The organism is Hydrogenophaga sp. L76 (assembly GCF_057654755.1).
This window is the reverse complement of the sequence record NZ_CM172807.1, coordinates 3116086-3131267: the sequence shown is the minus strand read 5'-3', so window position 1 is coordinate 3131267 and position 15182 is coordinate 3116086. Positions and strand designations below refer to the sequence as shown.

Genomic DNA, 15182 nt, shown 5'->3' with positions numbered 1-15182 from the left:
GGCAACCCGCAATTGTCCCATCAATGCCCCTTCGCCGCCCACCCGTGCCCGGCACCACCCCACGCGCAACCGGCGAACCGGCCCTGGCCACCCTGCCCGGCCTCGGCCCCAAATCGCAGGCCATGCTGGCGGCAGCGGGTATTCCCGATCTGGCCACGCTGCGGCGGCTGGGCTCCGTGGCCGCCTACGCCCGGGTGAAGCGCAACGACCCACGCGCCAGCCTCAACCTGCTCTGGGGGCTCGAAGCGGCGCTCACCGGCCTGCCCTGGCAGACCGTGGCACGCGAACACCGCACCAGCCTGCTGCTGGCGCTGGACGCGCTCAGCGATCCGAAGTCCCCATGTCAATGAGGTTGGCAGCGCCAGCCTCACAATCAAAGGCCACCACACCAAGGCCCGCATGACCGCACCCATCCCCCTCCTCGTTTTCGCCGGCAGCAGCCGCGCCCAGTCCTGGAACCGCAAGCTCGCCAGCGTCGCGGCCGACACCGCTCGCGCCGCTGGCGCCCAGGTCACCCACCTGGAGTTGGGCGACTTCGACCTGCCGCTCTACAACGGCGACCTGGAAGCGCGTGGCATCCCGAGCGACGTGCTCCGGCTGAAGGAGATCTTCCACGCCCACCCGGCCTGGCTGGTGGTTTCGCCCGAGTACAACGGCAGCTACACCGGCCTGCTGAAAAACACCATCGACTGGGTCTCGCGCCCCGTCAAAGACGATCCGCTGTGGGCGAATGGCGGCAAGCCCTTTGCAGGCAAGGTGGTGGGCATGCTCTCGGCTTCGCCCGGCGCGCTCGGCGGCCTGCGCAGCCTGAGCCACCTGGCACCGTTGCTGATGAACCTGCAGTGCTGGGTCTCGCCCAAGCAGTTCGCACTGTCCAGGGCGGCCGATGCCTTCGATGCGGAAGGCGGCCTCACCACCGACGCCAGCCGCGCCGGCGTGCAGGCGGTGATCGACCAGGTGCTCTGGGCCGCCGGCAAATTCCAGGCATGAACTGCCGCCCCGGCTGCGCCGCCTGCTGCATCGCGCCTTCGATCAGCAGCCCGATGCCGGGCCTGCCCCATGGCAAGCCCGCGGGCATGCCCTGCCCGCATCTGGACGAGGCCCTGCGTTGCCGGTTGTTTGGTCTGCCGGAACGACCCGCCGTGTGCGGGTCGCTGCCCCCGGGCGCCGAGATGTGCGGCAACTCACGCGAACAAGCGCTGCATTTTTTAGAGCAACTGGAACTGGCTACCCAACCTGCGGTGCGCCCATGAACGCCGCCACCTGAGCACCAGCCGGGGCGGCCAGGGCCTCCGGCAGCAGGTGCCCCATGTCCAGCACGGTCAACCGCGCACCGGGGATGAGGCGAGCAAGCGCCTGTCCGTGTGGCAAAGGCAGACACGGATCTTCGGCACCGTGCAGCACCAGGGTGGGCACCGTGAGGGAAGGCAACCAGTCGGTTCGCGGTGGTGCGAGATCCACGGCCAGGCCATGGCGCATCGCGGCCAGTGGCTGGTGGCCAGACGCCAGCGCCGCCCGCACCTGGGCCCGCACCATGTCGGCCGGAAACGGATGCGAACCCGCATGGAAGGCACTCCAGCCTTGCACCGCCACATCCTCCGGCGAGCCATTGCGTTCGGCCGCCATGCGCAGCAAGGCCTGCAGAAAAGCAGGTGTCGGCCCCGGCAGGCCCACGGCGGGCACTGCCCGCCCCAGCGTGGCGGCCATGTAGGGCCGGTGGTCGGGCGATGTCGCCAGCAGCACCAGATGGCTCACACGATCCGGGTGTTCGTGGGCCAGGCACTGCGCGATGTAACCGCCCATGGACCACCCCACCACCGCCACGCGAGGCAGCGCCCAGGCATCCAGCACCCGCAACGCATCGCCCACCAGATCACCCAGCGCATACGGCGGTGCGGTTGATGGCATGACGAAGGAGCGACCGGTGTCGCGGTGGTCGTAGCGCAGCACCCGGCAGCCCGCGCGCACCAGCGCCCCCACAAAGGCCGGCGGCCAGAACAGGCCGGGGTTCATCGCGCCCATCACCAGCAGCACCGGAGGGCCGTCCACCGGGCCACAGGCCTCGCTCCAGAGCTCACCCAGCCCCGGCACCGCTACGGGCCGCCCCACCCAGTTGATGGTGTCCATGGGACCTTTGTACCGCACGCACGCCAGGACTTCCACCCCCAAAACAACAAAGGCCCGCACAAGCGGGCCTTTGGGAACAAGCAAACAACTCCGGAGCGCGTGCATGCATCCAGCACACGCCGAGGATCCGGCTTTGCCGGTCCAAGGGCGTGGTCCCCCCTTCCAGGGGGAAGCCGCGAAGCCGGCGCAGGGGGGTTACTGTTTCACGCCTTCAACCTGAACCACCAGGCGCACGTTCTTCGGGAAACCCCAGTCCACGCCGTAGTTCACGCCGAACGCCGTGCGGTCGATGGTGGTTTCGAAGTCGCCGCCGCAGACCTCGCGCTTGAGCATGGGGCTCTCGTAGCAGGCGAACTGGTTGGCCTTGAGGGTCACGGGCTGGGTCTTGCCCAGCAGCGTCAGGTTGCCCTCGACCGCGCTGACCTTGTCACCGCTGAACTGGAACTTGGTCGACACGAAGCGGGCCTTGGGGAATTTTTCAGCGCTCAGGATCTCGGCGCTCTGCAGGTGCTTGTCGAAGTTCGGCGTGCCGGTGTTGACCGAAGCCACATCGAAAGACACATCCACCGAGCCGGTCTTGGCGGCCTTGTCGAAGCTGATCGTGCCTTCCTTCTTGTCGAAACGGCCGCGGTTCACGCTGGCGCCGAAGTGGCCGATCTCGAAGGTGGCGAAGGTGTGCGTCGGGTCGATCGCGTAGTTGGCGGCGAAAGCGCCGGTGGACAGGGTGGCGGCCGCGGCCAGCAAGGTCAGGGATTTGCGCATGGTGTGTGTGACTCCAGTTAAAAAATCAAGGTATCGAAAAACGAACGTGAAAAAGAGAAAACGGACGATCAGAGCTTGCCCACGCCGGTCAGGGCGAGCTTGAACTTGACCTGCACCTCGTCGGCGACCGTCGAGGTGTCGGCCCACTCCTTCTCGCCAATGCGGAAAGACAGGCGCTTGATCGGAAAGGCGCCGGTGGCCGTGGTGGTGGCGCCGCTCTGGGCCAGCGTGACGGGCACGACCACGTCGCTGCTCACGCCCTTGATGCTCAGCTTGCCGGCAACTTCGAATTTGTTGGCGTCGATGCGCTTGATGGCGCTGGACTGGAACGTGGCCTTGGGAAAGGCCGCCACGTTGAACCACAGGGGTTTGACCAGCTCCGAGTTGGCTTCGCGGCTGATGTCGGCGCTGCCGGTGTCGACCGTGAAGGCGATCTTGCTGGTGGCCAGCCTGGCCGGGTCGAACGCCACCTGGGCACTGAAGGTCTTGAACTTGCCCTCCACCGGCACGCCCATCTGGCGGCTCACAAACAGGACCTCGCTCTGCGCCGGCACGAGCTGCTGCTGGGCCTGGGCGGCCAGGGGCAACAGGCTGGTCAGGGCCAGGGCGAACGCAACGGGTGTCAGGCGGAAGGTCATGTCGGCAACTTTCGGAACAGGAACAAGGGTGGGGAGAGGAGCGCGCTCAGCGGCCGGCCAGGGCCATGCGGCGCAGCAGGCCGTCACGGTCCACAAAATGGTGTTTCAGTGCGCCGGCCACGTGCAGCAGAACCAGCGCGGCCATGGCCAGGGCCGAGAACTTGTGCAGCGGCTTGAGCACGTCGGCCAGGCCTTCGCTCACCGGCACAAAGTCCGGCAGCGGCAGCACGCCAAACAGCACCAGGGGGAAGCCGGCGGCCGAGCTGTAGGCCCAGCCCAGCAAGGGCACCGCGAAAAACAGCGCGTACAGACCGGCGTGCGTGGCATGGTGGGCCCGTCGCTGCCAGGCCGGCATGGCGGCCTCGACGGCCACCGGCAAGGCAGGCGGACGGGCCAGCAAGCGAGTCAGCAGGCGGGCCATGGAGAATGTGAGCACCAGCACACCAGCCCACTTGTGCCAGCTGTAGTACTGCAGACGGGCGGGCGAAAACGGCAGGTCGGCCATGTACAGGCCGAGGGCAAAGTTGCCGATCAGGGCCAGGCCCAGCAGCCAGTGCAGGGCCACGGCCACGGGGTGGTAGCGGACGACGGTCGGTTCGGTCATGGGGGCAGTTTAGGTAACCGATGACGCGTCCGGTGTGAAACCGCTTGAAGCTTACATTCAAAAAATTCGAATGAACTACAGCGGCCGATTCGAATCACGCAAGGCCTGCGTCGCTCCTACAATGCGCCCATGCCCGACACCGATGCCCAGAACCTGCTGACGCTCTACCCCGCCATGGGCTCGCTCAAGGAGATGCTGCCGCGGTTGCAGACGATGCAGGTGCCGGCGGGCACACAACTGTTCCGGGAACTCGAAACCTGCCAGGGTTTCCCCATGGTGCTCAGCGGCGAGGTGCGCGTTTCGCGCAGCGCCGCCAACGGCCGGGAGCTCGAACTCTACCGGGTGCTGCCCGGCGAAATGTGCCTGGTCTCGTCCGCCAGCCTGTTTGCCGGCCAGCCGCTCACGGCGCATGGCGTGACCACCTGCGAAACCACGCTCACCCTGCTCTCGCCACCCGACTTCCAGCGCGCCCTGACCGACGAAGCTTTCCGGTCTTTCGTGCTCGGCCTGTTCGCCTCGCGCATGGCCGACCTGACCGCGCTGATCGAAGCCATCGCGTTCCAGCGCCTCGACAGCCGGCTCGCCAGCACCCTGCTCGGCCACGGTCAGCAGGTGCGCGCCACCCACCAGGCGCTCGCCGACGAGCTGGGCACGGTGCGCGAAATCATCACGCGCCTGCTGCACCGCTTCGAGCGCGACGGTCTGGTGGAGCTTTCGCGCGAATGCATCACCATCCGCGACAGCGCCGCCTTGCGCGCCATCGCCGCCATCTCGGCGAGATAAAACGCCCCCCGCAGCGGTTCGCGCTCGGAGGAGCCTCTTGGTCAGGAACACGGCGCCCGAAGCCGCGCTGTGTGACACAGGTCACATACCCGGGCCCGCCGCTGCGCTTCAATACGCTCCACGTTCCGCCGCAAGACGAACCCCCGCAGGGTTCACGGCAGCGGCTCAACCACCGTCAACAGGAGTATTCACATGACCAAGAACGTCGGCGGCATCGACCGCATCCTTCGCATCGTCGTCGGCCTCGCCCTCATCGCCGCAGCCGCCACCGGCAACATCGGCGTCTGGGGCTACATCGGCGTGGTGCCTCTGCTGACCGGCCTGATGGGCTGGTGCCCGCCCTACGCGATGCTCGGGTTCAACACCTGCAGCATGAAGAAGTAACCCCCCGCGCCGCGAAGTTCACCCTCCCCCCGCGCCGCCTGCGGCGTCACCCCCCCCGGGGGGGGGCATCACGAGCGGCCCGGCGGAGCCGGTTCTGCCGTGATCCGGGTTCAGGCACCCGCTCCGGAGAGGTCGCTTGTCCCCTTCTGCATCTCCGGTTTGTCCGACCTGCGACAGCCCGCCAGCCATCTCCGCGCGACCATGTCGCCCACAGCCGCGCACCCCGACGCGGCGCAGGAGACACGGCATGCTCAACATCCCCTCGCTCAAAGAATCCGTCAGCGCCGAAGAATGGGCGCTGCGCTGCGACCTCGCGGCCTGCTACCGGCTCGTGGCCGCCTACGGTTGGTCAGACCTCGTGTTCACCCACATCAGCGCCAAGCTGCCCGACAGCGTCACCGGCGGTGAACACCAGTTCCTCATCAACCCCTACGGCCTGATGTTCGACGAGATCACGGCGAGCAGCCTGGTCAAGGTCGACATGGCCTGCAACAAGCTGATCGATTCGCCCTTCCCGGTCAACCCCGCCGGCTTCGTGATCCACAGCGCGGTGCACGAGGCGCGGCCCGAAGTGCAGTGCGTGCTGCACACCCACACGCGCGCCGGCGTGGGCGTGAGCGCTCAGAAGGCCGGCATCCTGCCCATCAGCCAGCAAAGCACCTTTGTGCTGGCGTCGCTGGCGTACCACGACTACGAAGGCGTGGCCTTCCGGCCGGACGAGAAGCCGCGCCTGCAGGCCGACCTGGGTCGGGCGAACTTCCTCATGCTGCGCAACCACGGCCTGCTCACCGTAGGCAGCAGCATCGCAGACGCCTTTTTGTCGATGTACACCTTCGAGAACACCTGCCGCATCCAGATCGATGCGCTGGCCGGTGGCGGTGAGCTCACGCAGGTGGACCCGCGCATCCTCGCCGGCATGGCGGAGGTGATGAAGATCGCGACCGCCGGCCAGGGCGCACAGCTCGCCTGGCCGGCGCTGCTGCGCAAGGTCGAGCGGCTGGACCCGGGCTACAGGACCTGATCAGAACCCGTCGGCGTAGCGGGCCAGCTCCCAGTCGCTCACCTGCTGCGCGTAGGTATCCCACTCGGCCTGCTTGAGCTTCAGGAACTGCTCGCAGAACGCCGTGCCAATGTCGTCGCACAGGATCGCGTCGCTGCGCAGCGCCGCCAGGGCATCGTGCAGATCACGCGGCAGGCGCGGCGGCATGGGCTGGCCGCTGGCCTGGCGCTGGTACAGGTCTTCGTCGCAGGCGTCGGGCGCGGGCAGTTCGCGGTGAATGCCGTCCAGCCCGGCGGCCAGCGTGGCCGCGAGGGCTGCGTACACGTTGCACGACGGGTCGGGCAGGCGCCACTCGATGCGCCCGGCCACGGTGCGCACGAGGCAGGTGCGGTTGTTGTCGCCCACCGTCTTCCACACCGGCGACCAGGTCGTGCCCGAGGCGCTGGCGCTGCTGGCGAGGCGCTTGTAGCTGTTGACCGTGGGCGCGCAGAGCGCGGCCAGCGCGTCGGCGTGGTGGATCAGGCCGGCGGCGAACCGGTGGCCCGCCGTGCTCAGGCCGAGCGCGCCCGCCGGGTCTGCCATCACCGCCCTGCTCTGTGCATCCGTGAGGCTGACGTGGAAATGCAGGCCACTGCCCGGCGCGCCCGCCAGCGGCTTGGGCATGCAGCTGAAGGTGGCACCATGCTGCTGCGCCACCGCATGCGCGGTGAGCTTGAACAGCTGGTAACGGTCGGCGGCGGCCAGGGCCTCGTCGTGCCGGTAGTTGATCTCGTACTGGCCGATGGCGTCTTCGTGGTCCATCTGCTGCAGCTCGAAACCCAGCGCCGTGAGGTGGCGGCGCATGTCGTCGAGGAAGCCGAAGTTGCGGTGGATCGCCTTCAGGTCGTAGGACGGCTTGTCGAGCCGATCTTCGCCATCGGCCACGCCCCAGCGGCCCTGGGCGTCCTGCTTCAACAGAAAGAACTCGGGCTCGATGCCGACGTGCAAGGTCCAGCCGCGTTCGCTCAGGCGCGCGAGCTGGTGCTTCAAGACCTGCCGCGAGCAGGTGTCCAGCGGCTCGCCACCCGCAAAGCCGTCGCACACCGCGTGCGCCACACCGGACATGAAGGGCAATGGCCGCAGCGACTCGGGCACCACGCGCCCGAAATACTCGCCGCGCGCCCCCATGCGCGGCAGGCCCGTGCCCCAGATGCTGGGGCCGGCGAACCCGGCCCCGGTGGCCACCGCGTCGGGCAGCGCCTCCAGCGGCACCAGCTTGCCCTTGGACACGCCGTGCAGGTCGGTGAAGGTGGTCATCACCGAGTGGATGCCCTGCTCGCGCAGGCTGTTGATGCGTTGATCGAGGCTGGGCTGACCCATGCGGAGTCCAGACACAAAAAAGCCGGGCAAGCCCGGCGGGTGAATGAGCGGGGTCAGGCCAGCGTTTCGGCCATGGCGGCGTCCAGCACGCCCAGCGCTTCGGCGAACACGCTGTCTTCAATCGTCAACGGGAACAGGTAGCGGATCACGTTGCCGTACACGCCGCAGGTCAGCAGCAGCAGGCCGCGCTTCAAGGCGGCGGCCTGCACCTTCTTGGTCGTATCGGCGTCGGGCTCCCCGGCCGCGTTCACGAACTCGTTGGCCACCATCGCGCCCAGGCCGCGCACGTCGCCCATGCGCGGGTACTTGGCCTTGGCCGCGTTCAGGTGCTTGACCAAACGCTCGCCCAAGACCTGCGCGCGCTCGGGCAGCTTCTCTTCGGCCATCACGTCGAGCACCGCGTGCGACGCCGCAATCGCGAGCGGGTTGCCCGCGTACGTGCCACCCAGGCCGCCCGGCGCCGGGCCGTCCATGATCGCGGCCTTGCCGCTCACGGCCGACAGCGTGGTGCCGCCGGCCATGCTTTTTGCCATCGTCATCAGGTCGGGCGACACGCCGTAGTGCTCCATCGCAAACATCTTGCCGGTGCGCGCGAAACCGGTCTGCACCTCGTCGGCGATCAGCAAAATGCCGTGCTGGTCGCACAGCTCGCGCAGCCACTTCACGGCAGCCGGCTGGATGGGGTTGAAGCCACCCTCGCCCTGCACCGGCTCGAACACGATGGCCGCCACGCGGCTGGGTTCGATGTCGCACTTGAACACCTGCTCCATCGCCTTCTGCGTGTCGGCCAGCGAGCTGCAGTGGCACGGGAAGGGCACGTGGTAAATCTCGGGCGGGAACGGGCCGAAGCCCGCCTTGTAGGGCTGGACCTTGCCGGTGAGCGCCACAGAGAACATGCTGCGGCCGTGGAACGCGCCGCCAAAGGCGATCACCCCGCTGCGCCCGGTGGACGAGCGCGCGATCTTCACCGCGTTTTCAATCGCCTCCGCGCCGGTGGAGAAAAACGCGGTCTTGACCTTGCCTTCAATCGGCACGATGGCGTTGATGCGCTCGGCCAGCGCCACATATTCAGCGTAAGGCACGACCTGGTAACAGCTGTGCGTGAAGCGCTGCAGCTGCGCCGCGATGGCCGCCTGCACCTTGGGGTGCACGTGGCCGGTGTTGAGCACCGCAATGCCGCCGGCGAAATCGATGAAACGCCGGCCCTCGATGTCCCAGAACTCGGCGTTCTTGGCGCGGTCGATGAAGAAGTCACCCATCACGCCCACGCCACGCGGCGTGGCATCGAGTCGACGCTGGTGCCAGGCGGCGTTGGTGTGGGGCGCGTTCAGGTTTTCAGGTTTCTGCGGTGCGTTCATGGGGGGTCTCCTTCAAAAGCGCACACAGCGGTGCGAGGTGTCTGGTCCAAGGGCTCCGCGGAACCGGCATTGCCGGGCCGCCAGTGCCGTCCCCCCTCTGGGGGGAAGCCGCGTCAGCGGCGCAGGGGGGCGCCGGTCACACCGGCGAATCGATCCGTATCCAAGTTGTCTTCGTCTCGGTGTATTTGTCGAACGCGTGCAGCGACTTGTCGCGCCCCACGCCGCTCTGCTTGAAGCCGCCAAAGGGCACGGTGATGTCGTCTTCGTCATAAGAGTTCACGTGCACCGTGCCGGCACGCAGCGCGCGCGCCACGCCGTGCGCCTTGTTGATGTCACGCGTCCACACGCCCGCCTGCAGCCCGTACACGCTGTTGTTCGCCTGCTTCACCACATCGGCCGCGTCGGTGAAGCTCTGCACGGCCAGCACCGGGCCGAAGATCTCTTCGCGCGCGATCGTCATCTGCGGCGTCACGCCGTCGAAGATGGTCGGCATCACATAACAACCGCCCGCCACCGGCGACGCCAGCGCGCCGCCCGCGATCAGGTTCGCGCCCTCGCTCTGGCCCAGGCCGATGTAGCGCATCACGTTGTCGAGCTGCACCTGGTCGACGATGGCGCCCATCACCGTGCCCTTGTCCAGCGGGTTGCCCGGCTGGTAGTTCGGCACCAGCTTCAAAGCCTTCTCCAGGAACGCGTCCTTGATCGAGGCCTCGACGAACAGGCGCGAGGGCGCGTTGCAGCTCTCGCCCTGGTTGAAGAAGATGCTGCCCACGGCGGCCTCCACCGCGCGGTCGAGGTCCGGGCAGTCGGCGAACACGATGTTGGGCGACTTGCCGCCCAGCTCCGTCCACGCGCGTTTCAGGTTGCTCTGCCCGGCCATCACGTGGATCTGCTTGCCCACGCGCGTGCTGCCGGTGAAGGCGATACAGTCCACGTCCATGTGCAGCGCCAGCGGCGAGCCGGCTTCGGTGCCGAAACCCGGCACCACGTTGAACACGCCGGGCGGGATGCCCGCGGCCAGCGCCAGCTCGGCCAGCCGCAGGGCGGTCAGCGGGCTTTTCTCCGAGGGTTTCAACACCACCGAGTTGCCCGCGGCCAGCGCTGGGGCGATCTTCCAGGCCGCCATGATCATGGGGTAGTTCCAGGGCACGATGATGCCCACCACGCCCACCGGCTCGCGCGTGATCAGCGCCAGCGAGTTGCTCGGTGTGGGCGCGATCTCGTCGTACACCTTGTCCACCGCCTCGCCGTACCAGCGGATGCAGTTGGCAGCGCTGTTCACGTCCACGCCCTTGGCGTACTTGATGGGCTTGCCCATGTCCAGCGTTTCCATCAGCGCCAGCTCGTCGGCGTGCGCCAGCAGCTGGTCGGCAAACTTGATCATCACGCGCTTGCGCTGCGCGGGCGCCATGCCGCTCCAGCGGCGGTCTTCAAAAGCGGCACGGCCGGCGGCCACGGCGGCGTCGATGTCGGCCTGGCCACCGCGTGCCACCTGCGTGAGCACGCGGCCATCCACCGGGGAAATGCAGTCAAAAGTCTGGCCATCGCGGGCGGCCATCCGCTCGCCGTTGATGACGGCGCGGCCGTCGAACTTCAAGGGGGTGGAGGTGTCGGTCATGGGCTCGGGTCCTGCGGATCGGGGAAAACAATTGGCACCATGCTACGCCGAACAAGGCACGTTGGTGCCATCCACTTCCGAGCGGCCGCAACCATCCAGTGGTCCTGGAAAAGCCAGCGGCCCCGGCATCCAGAGACACCGAGGCCGCGACGAGGACCGGAAACAGATCAGGTCGTCGTGACGAGGGTCGCAACCTCCGCGCGGGTCGCGGCCGCAATCTCGCGCTCGCGCTTGCGCGTCTGCCTGGCCACCCAGACCGAGTAGCTCACGATCACGATCGTCACGGTGGTGATCAGCAGCGTGGCCGCGGCGTAGATGGTCGGGTTGATGCCGCGCCGCGCGTAACCGAAGATCACCTGCGGCAGCGTGTTCACACCCGGACCGGAGAGGAATTCGGCGATCACCACATCGTCGAACGAGAGCGTGAACGCCAGCAGGAAGGCGGCCAGGATGCCCTGGAAGATGTTGGGCAGGGTGATCAGGAAGAACACCTGGAACGGCCGCGCGCCGAGGTCCATGGCGGCCTCTTCGATGCTGCGGTTCACCTCCAGCAGACGGCTCTGGATCACCACCATGCCGTAGGCCATGCCCAGCAGGGTGTGGCCCAGGATGATGGTCAGCATGCCGCGTTGCGGCCAGCCAAAGGCGTTCTGCGCGCCCACCATCAGCAGCAGCAGCGACAGGCCGATCACCACCTCGGGCATCACCAGCGGCGCGTTGACCATGCCCGAGAAGATGGTGCGGCCGAGGAAGCGCCGGTAGCGCACCAGCACAAAGGCGGCGAAGGTGGCCAGCACGGCCGACAGCACACCCGTGACCAGCGCCACCTTGAGCGAGAGCCAGAAGCCTTCGACGATCTTGGTGTCGCGCGTGAGCGCCTCGTACCAGCGCAGCGAGAAGCCGGTGAAATTGGCGTCCTGGCGCGTGCTGTTGAAGCTGAACACGATCATGAAGAACAGCGGCACGTACAGGAACAGGTACACCGCCGCCAGCCAGAACTTGCCGAAGTGTTTTTCGAGGAACTGTTTCATGGAGAGTGCCCCTTCATTTCTTCCCATCGGCGGGATCACCGGTGAAGTGGTAGTAGATCGCCAAGGGCACGATGATCAGCGCGATCATCACCACCGCCAGCGCCGTGGCGCGTGGCCAGTTGTTGCTGGTGAACATCTCGTCCCAGACCACGCGGCCGATCATGATGTTTTCCGGCCCGCCCAGCAGCGAGGGAATCACGAACTCGCCCACCGCAGGGATGAACACCAGCATGAAGCCCGCGACGATGCCGGCCTTGGACAGCGGCACCGTCACCAGCCAGAACGCCTTGAACGGCGAGGTGCCCAGGTCGTAGGCGGCTTCGAGCAGGCGGAAGTCCATCTTCACCAGGTTGGCGTAGAGCGGCAGGATCATGAAGGGCAAATACACATAGGTCATGCCGACCAGCATGGACACGTCGGTGTAGAGCATCTGGATCGGCTCGTCGATGATGCCCACACCCATCAGCAACTGGTTGATGACGCCCTGGTCGGCCAGGATGCCTTTCCACGCGTACACCCGCAGCAGGAACGAGGTCCAGAACGGCAGCATCACCATCATCAGCAGCGCGGGCCGCACGCTGGGCGCCGAGCGCGCGATGAAGTAGGCAAACGGGTAGCCGATCAGCAGACACAGCACCGCCGTCATCAGGGCGTACCAGATCGATCGCAGGTAGGCCTCGATGTAGATCGTCTTGAACAGCTCGCCACTCTCGGCATCGCGAAAGATGGTCCCGTAGTTCTCGTACTTCAGGCTCAGGATGCCCGTCACCGGGTCCCAGATCGGCTTGAACGGATGGATGCTCTCGCCCATGTCCACGAAGCTGATGTACAGCAGGATCAGGAAGGGCAGCAGGAAAAAGACAAACAGCCAGACATACGGCACGCCGATGACGAAGCGCTTGCCGGGCATGGGGAGCGATGAAGTGGCCATCCAGAACCTCCAGAAACGTACAACCTAAGAGCGCAGCTGCAACCTAAACCCAGAACGCCGCGGAACCGGCTTCGCCGGGCCGCCAGCGTTGCCCCCTCCGGGGGTGACGCGAAGCGGCGCGGGGGGAGACTGACCCGTGTCAGTCCCTCAAGACCACGGCGGCGTTGTCGTCCCACCAAAAGTAGACGTCGTCTTCCCAGGTGATGTCCGTCAGGTCCTGGCGCGTGGTGTTGGCCTCGGTGACCCGCACCTTGGAGCCATCACCGGCCTGCAGGATGTAGGTGGTGTACGAACCCAGGTAACCGATTTCCTTGACCTTGCCCTGGAACAGGTTGAACGATGCGTGCTCGGGCCGGGTCTTGCTGATCTCGATCTTCTCGGGCCTCACGGCGATGGACACGGGCATGTTCAGCGTGCCGCTCACCCCGTGACCCACGTGGACTTCGCCGATGGCGGTGGTGGCCGCGCAGCGGTCGGGCTCGTCCACCGTGAGCTTGCCGGCGAACAGGTTCACGTTGCCGATGAAGTCGGCCACGAACTTGTTGCGCGGGTGTTCGTAGATCTCTTCCGGCGTGCCCACCTGCAGCACACGGCCCTTGCTCATGATGGCGATGCGGCTGGCCATGGTCATGGCCTCTTCCTGGTCGTGCGTCACCATCACCACGGTCACACCCACGCTTTCGATGATGTTGACCAGCTCGAACTGCGTCTGCTCGCGCAACTTCTTGTCCAGCGCGCCCAGCGGCTCGTCCAGCAGCAGCAGCTTGGGCTTCTTGGCCAGGCTGCGCGCGAGCGCCACGCGCTGCTGCTGCCCGCCCGAGAGCTGGTGCGGCTTGCGCTGGGCGTAGGGCGTGAGCTGCACCAGGCTGAGCATCTCGTCGGTGCGTTGCTTCACCTCGGCCTTGGGCAGGCCTTCTCGCTTCAGGCCGAAGGCCACGTTTTCCCAGATGTTCAGGTGCGGGAACAGCGCGTAGCTCTGGAACATCATGTTCACCGGCCGGTCGTAGGGTGGCATGTTGGCCACATCCTGGCCGCCCAGCATGATGCGGCCCGAGGTCGGCTTCTCGAAGCCGGCCAGCATGCGCAGCAGGGTGGACTTGCCGCAGCCGGAGCTGCCGAGCAGGGCGAAGATTTCACCCTTGCCGATGGAGAGCGACACCTCGTCCACGGCCACCGCTTCGTCGAAGCGCTTGACCAGTTTCTCTGTGACCAGGTAACCCGCTTGTGTGCCCGCATCTGCCATGGGTGAACCTCACTGTGCTGTTGTGTGGGGGAGTGGACAAGAAAAAGGGCTGTTCATACGGTGCGTACAAACAGCCCTGGTGTCAGGCGCGAAGCAGAATGCTTACTTGCCTTTTTTGAAGCCGTTGTAGACGTTGGCCATGGCTTCGCGGGCTTCGTTGGTGAAGCTGCTCGGCGGGATCATCTTGGCGAAGTAGTCGGCCTCGACAAAGATGGTCTTGTTGCTGGCGATCTCGGGCTTGACCTGGGCCAGACCCGCCTTGTTGCCCGTGGGGTAACCCATTTCGTTGGCCATCGCGGCGGCGTTTTCGGGGCGCAGGAAGAAGTCGATGAAGGCCGCGGCGTTGTTCGGGTGCTTGGCGTCCTTGGTCACGGCCATGGTGTCGGCAAACAGCAGCGCGCCCGAGATCGGCAGCAGGGCTTCGATCTCGTCCTTGGAACCGTTTTCCTTGGCGCGGCCGGCGGCGATGTTGATGTCACCCGACCAGCCGATCACCGCGCAGGCCTTGCCGCCGGCGATGTCGTCGATCATGGTCGAGCTGAACAGGCGCACGTCCTTGCGCACCTGGCCCAGCATCTCGCCCGCGGCCTTGTAGTCGGCCGGGTCGTTGGAATACGCGTCCTTGCCGATGTAGTGCAGCGCCACCGGGATGATCTCGGTCGGCGAGTCCAGGTAGGCGATGCCACAGGACTTCAGCTTGCTCGTGTACTCGGGCTTGAACACCAGGTCCCAGGCGTTTTCCGGCATGGCCATGCCGCCCAGTGCCTTCTCGACCTTGGTCTTGTTGATGCCCACGGTGGTGAAGCCCCAGCCCCACGGCACGAGGTGGTTGTTGCCCGGGTCGGCCGTGACCAGGGTTTGCATGAACCCGGGGTCGAGGTTGGCCAGGTTGGGCATCTGTTCCTTCTTCAGCGGCTGCAGCAGCCCGCCTTCGATCTGGCCCTTGGCGAACACGGTGCCCGGCACCACGATGTCGTAGCCGGTGTTGCCCGCCACCAGTTTGGCGTGCAGGGCTTCGTTGGTCTCGAAGGTGTCGTAGTTGACCTTGATGCCGGACTCTTTCTCGAAGGCGGCGATCATGCCCTCGGGCACGTAGTCGGGCCAGTTGTAGATGTTGAGGACCTTCTCGTCGTCGTACACCGGGCCGGCAGGTGCGGCCGGGGCAGCGGGCGCGGCCGCCACGGGAGCGGGTTCCGCGGGGGCGGCCACCGGCTCTTCTTTTTTACCGCAAGCGGCCAGCAGCATGGCCGAGATGGCCAGAACCAGAACGTGCTTTTTCATGGTGAGGGACACTCCAGAGTGATGAAACGAAAATCGACGGGTGACACGGCACAGGCCGGTCGG

Annotated in this window: 17 protein-coding genes; 6 read left to right on the top strand and 11 right to left on the bottom strand. The window is 66.5% G+C overall.

Features of this window, described 5'->3' with window-relative positions:
- Positions 1-23 precede the first annotated feature (23 nt).
- Genes AC23D4_RS15105 through AC23D4_RS15095 form a run of 3 tightly spaced genes read left to right on the top strand, consistent with a single transcriptional unit; the run spans position 24 to position 1253 of the window.
- Positions 24-350, top strand: coding sequence for a TfoX/Sxy family protein (locus AC23D4_RS15105; protein WP_472888956.1), 327 nt, complete (start codon positions 24-26; stop codon positions 348-350).
- 49 nt (positions 351-399) lie between these two features.
- Positions 400-990: an NADPH-dependent FMN reductase gene (locus AC23D4_RS15100; RefSeq protein ID WP_472888955.1), complete on the top strand. Its 591-nt coding sequence runs from the start codon at positions 400-402 to the stop codon at positions 988-990.
- Entirely contained in the window at positions 987-1253 is a 267-nt protein-coding gene (locus tag AC23D4_RS15095; RefSeq protein ID WP_472888954.1) for a YkgJ family cysteine cluster protein, read from the top strand. Before AC23D4_RS15100 ends, AC23D4_RS15095 begins: the two co-directional genes overlap by 4 nt.
- On the opposite strand, the gene AC23D4_RS15090 is transcribed toward AC23D4_RS15095, so the two are convergent.
- From AC23D4_RS15090 to AC23D4_RS15075, 4 genes are all read right to left on the bottom strand, one after another.
- A complete protein-coding gene (locus AC23D4_RS15090) occupies positions 1228-2127 on the bottom strand; it encodes an alpha/beta fold hydrolase (RefSeq protein WP_472888953.1) in 900 nt (299 codons plus the stop codon). The genes AC23D4_RS15095 and AC23D4_RS15090 overlap by 26 nt on opposite strands.
- Positions 2128-2322: 195 nt before the next feature.
- Positions 2323-2889: a YceI family protein gene (locus AC23D4_RS15085; protein WP_472888952.1), complete on the bottom strand. Its 567-nt coding sequence runs from the start codon at positions 2887-2889 to the stop codon at positions 2323-2325.
- A 68-nt stretch (positions 2890-2957) separates the two neighbouring features.
- Positions 2958-3527: a YceI family protein gene (locus AC23D4_RS15080; RefSeq protein ID WP_472888951.1), complete on the bottom strand. Its 570-nt coding sequence runs from the start codon at positions 3525-3527 to the stop codon at positions 2958-2960.
- Between the two features lie 46 nt (positions 3528-3573).
- Complete coding sequence (locus AC23D4_RS15075; protein WP_472888950.1) at positions 3574-4131, bottom strand: cytochrome b; 558 nt, start codon at positions 4129-4131, stop codon at positions 3574-3576.
- 129 nt (positions 4132-4260) lie between these two features.
- On the opposite strand from AC23D4_RS15075, the gene AC23D4_RS15070 reads away from it, so the two are divergent.
- From AC23D4_RS15070 to AC23D4_RS15060, 3 genes are all read left to right on the top strand, one after another.
- A complete protein-coding gene (locus AC23D4_RS15070; RefSeq protein ID WP_472888949.1) occupies positions 4261-4914 on the top strand; it encodes a Crp/Fnr family transcriptional regulator in 654 nt (217 codons plus the stop codon).
- A gap of 192 nt (positions 4915-5106) precedes the next feature.
- Complete coding sequence (locus AC23D4_RS15065; protein WP_472888948.1) at positions 5107-5298, top strand: YgaP family membrane protein; 192 nt, start codon at positions 5107-5109, stop codon at positions 5296-5298.
- A gap of 247 nt (positions 5299-5545) precedes the next feature.
- Complete coding sequence (locus tag AC23D4_RS15060) at positions 5546-6319, top strand: class II aldolase/adducin family protein (protein WP_472888947.1); 774 nt, start codon at positions 5546-5548, stop codon at positions 6317-6319.
- Here the strand turns inward: AC23D4_RS15060 and AC23D4_RS15055 are convergent, their stop codons facing one another.
- The 7 genes from AC23D4_RS15055 to AC23D4_RS15025 all read right to left on the bottom strand — a co-directional run bounded on the left by AC23D4_RS15055 (position 6320) and on the right by AC23D4_RS15025 (position 15119).
- Positions 6320-7657, bottom strand: coding sequence for a type III glutamate--ammonia ligase (locus tag AC23D4_RS15055; protein ID WP_472888946.1), 1338 nt, complete (start codon positions 7655-7657; stop codon positions 6320-6322).
- 53 nt (positions 7658-7710) lie between these two features.
- The gene (gene gabT, locus AC23D4_RS15050) at positions 7711-9015 is read right to left on the bottom strand and encodes a 4-aminobutyrate--2-oxoglutarate transaminase (RefSeq protein WP_472888945.1); all 1305 of its coding nucleotides are present in this window, start codon (positions 9013-9015) and stop codon (positions 7711-7713) included.
- A gap of 136 nt (positions 9016-9151) precedes the next feature.
- Complete coding sequence (locus AC23D4_RS15045) at positions 9152-10633, bottom strand: aldehyde dehydrogenase (RefSeq protein ID WP_472888944.1); 1482 nt, start codon at positions 10631-10633, stop codon at positions 9152-9154.
- Positions 10634-10800: 167 nt separating this feature from the next.
- Positions 10801-11664, bottom strand: coding sequence for an ABC transporter permease (locus AC23D4_RS15040; RefSeq protein ID WP_472888943.1), 864 nt, complete (start codon positions 11662-11664; stop codon positions 10801-10803).
- Between the two features lie 13 nt (positions 11665-11677).
- Positions 11678-12595 carry an ABC transporter permease gene (locus AC23D4_RS15035; RefSeq protein ID WP_472888942.1) on the bottom strand — a complete coding sequence of 306 codons (918 nt, stop codon included), beginning with the start codon at positions 12593-12595 and terminating at the stop codon, positions 11678-11680.
- A 139-nt stretch (positions 12596-12734) separates the two neighbouring features.
- Positions 12735-13838 carry an ABC transporter ATP-binding protein gene (locus AC23D4_RS15030; protein ID WP_472888941.1) on the bottom strand — a complete coding sequence of 368 codons (1104 nt, stop codon included), beginning with the start codon at positions 13836-13838 and terminating at the stop codon, positions 12735-12737.
- A 102-nt stretch (positions 13839-13940) separates the two neighbouring features.
- On the bottom strand, positions 13941-15119 hold the full coding sequence (locus AC23D4_RS15025; protein ID WP_472888940.1) for an extracellular solute-binding protein: 1179 nt from the start codon (positions 15117-15119) through the stop codon (positions 13941-13943).
- Positions 15120-15182 lie beyond the last annotated feature (63 nt).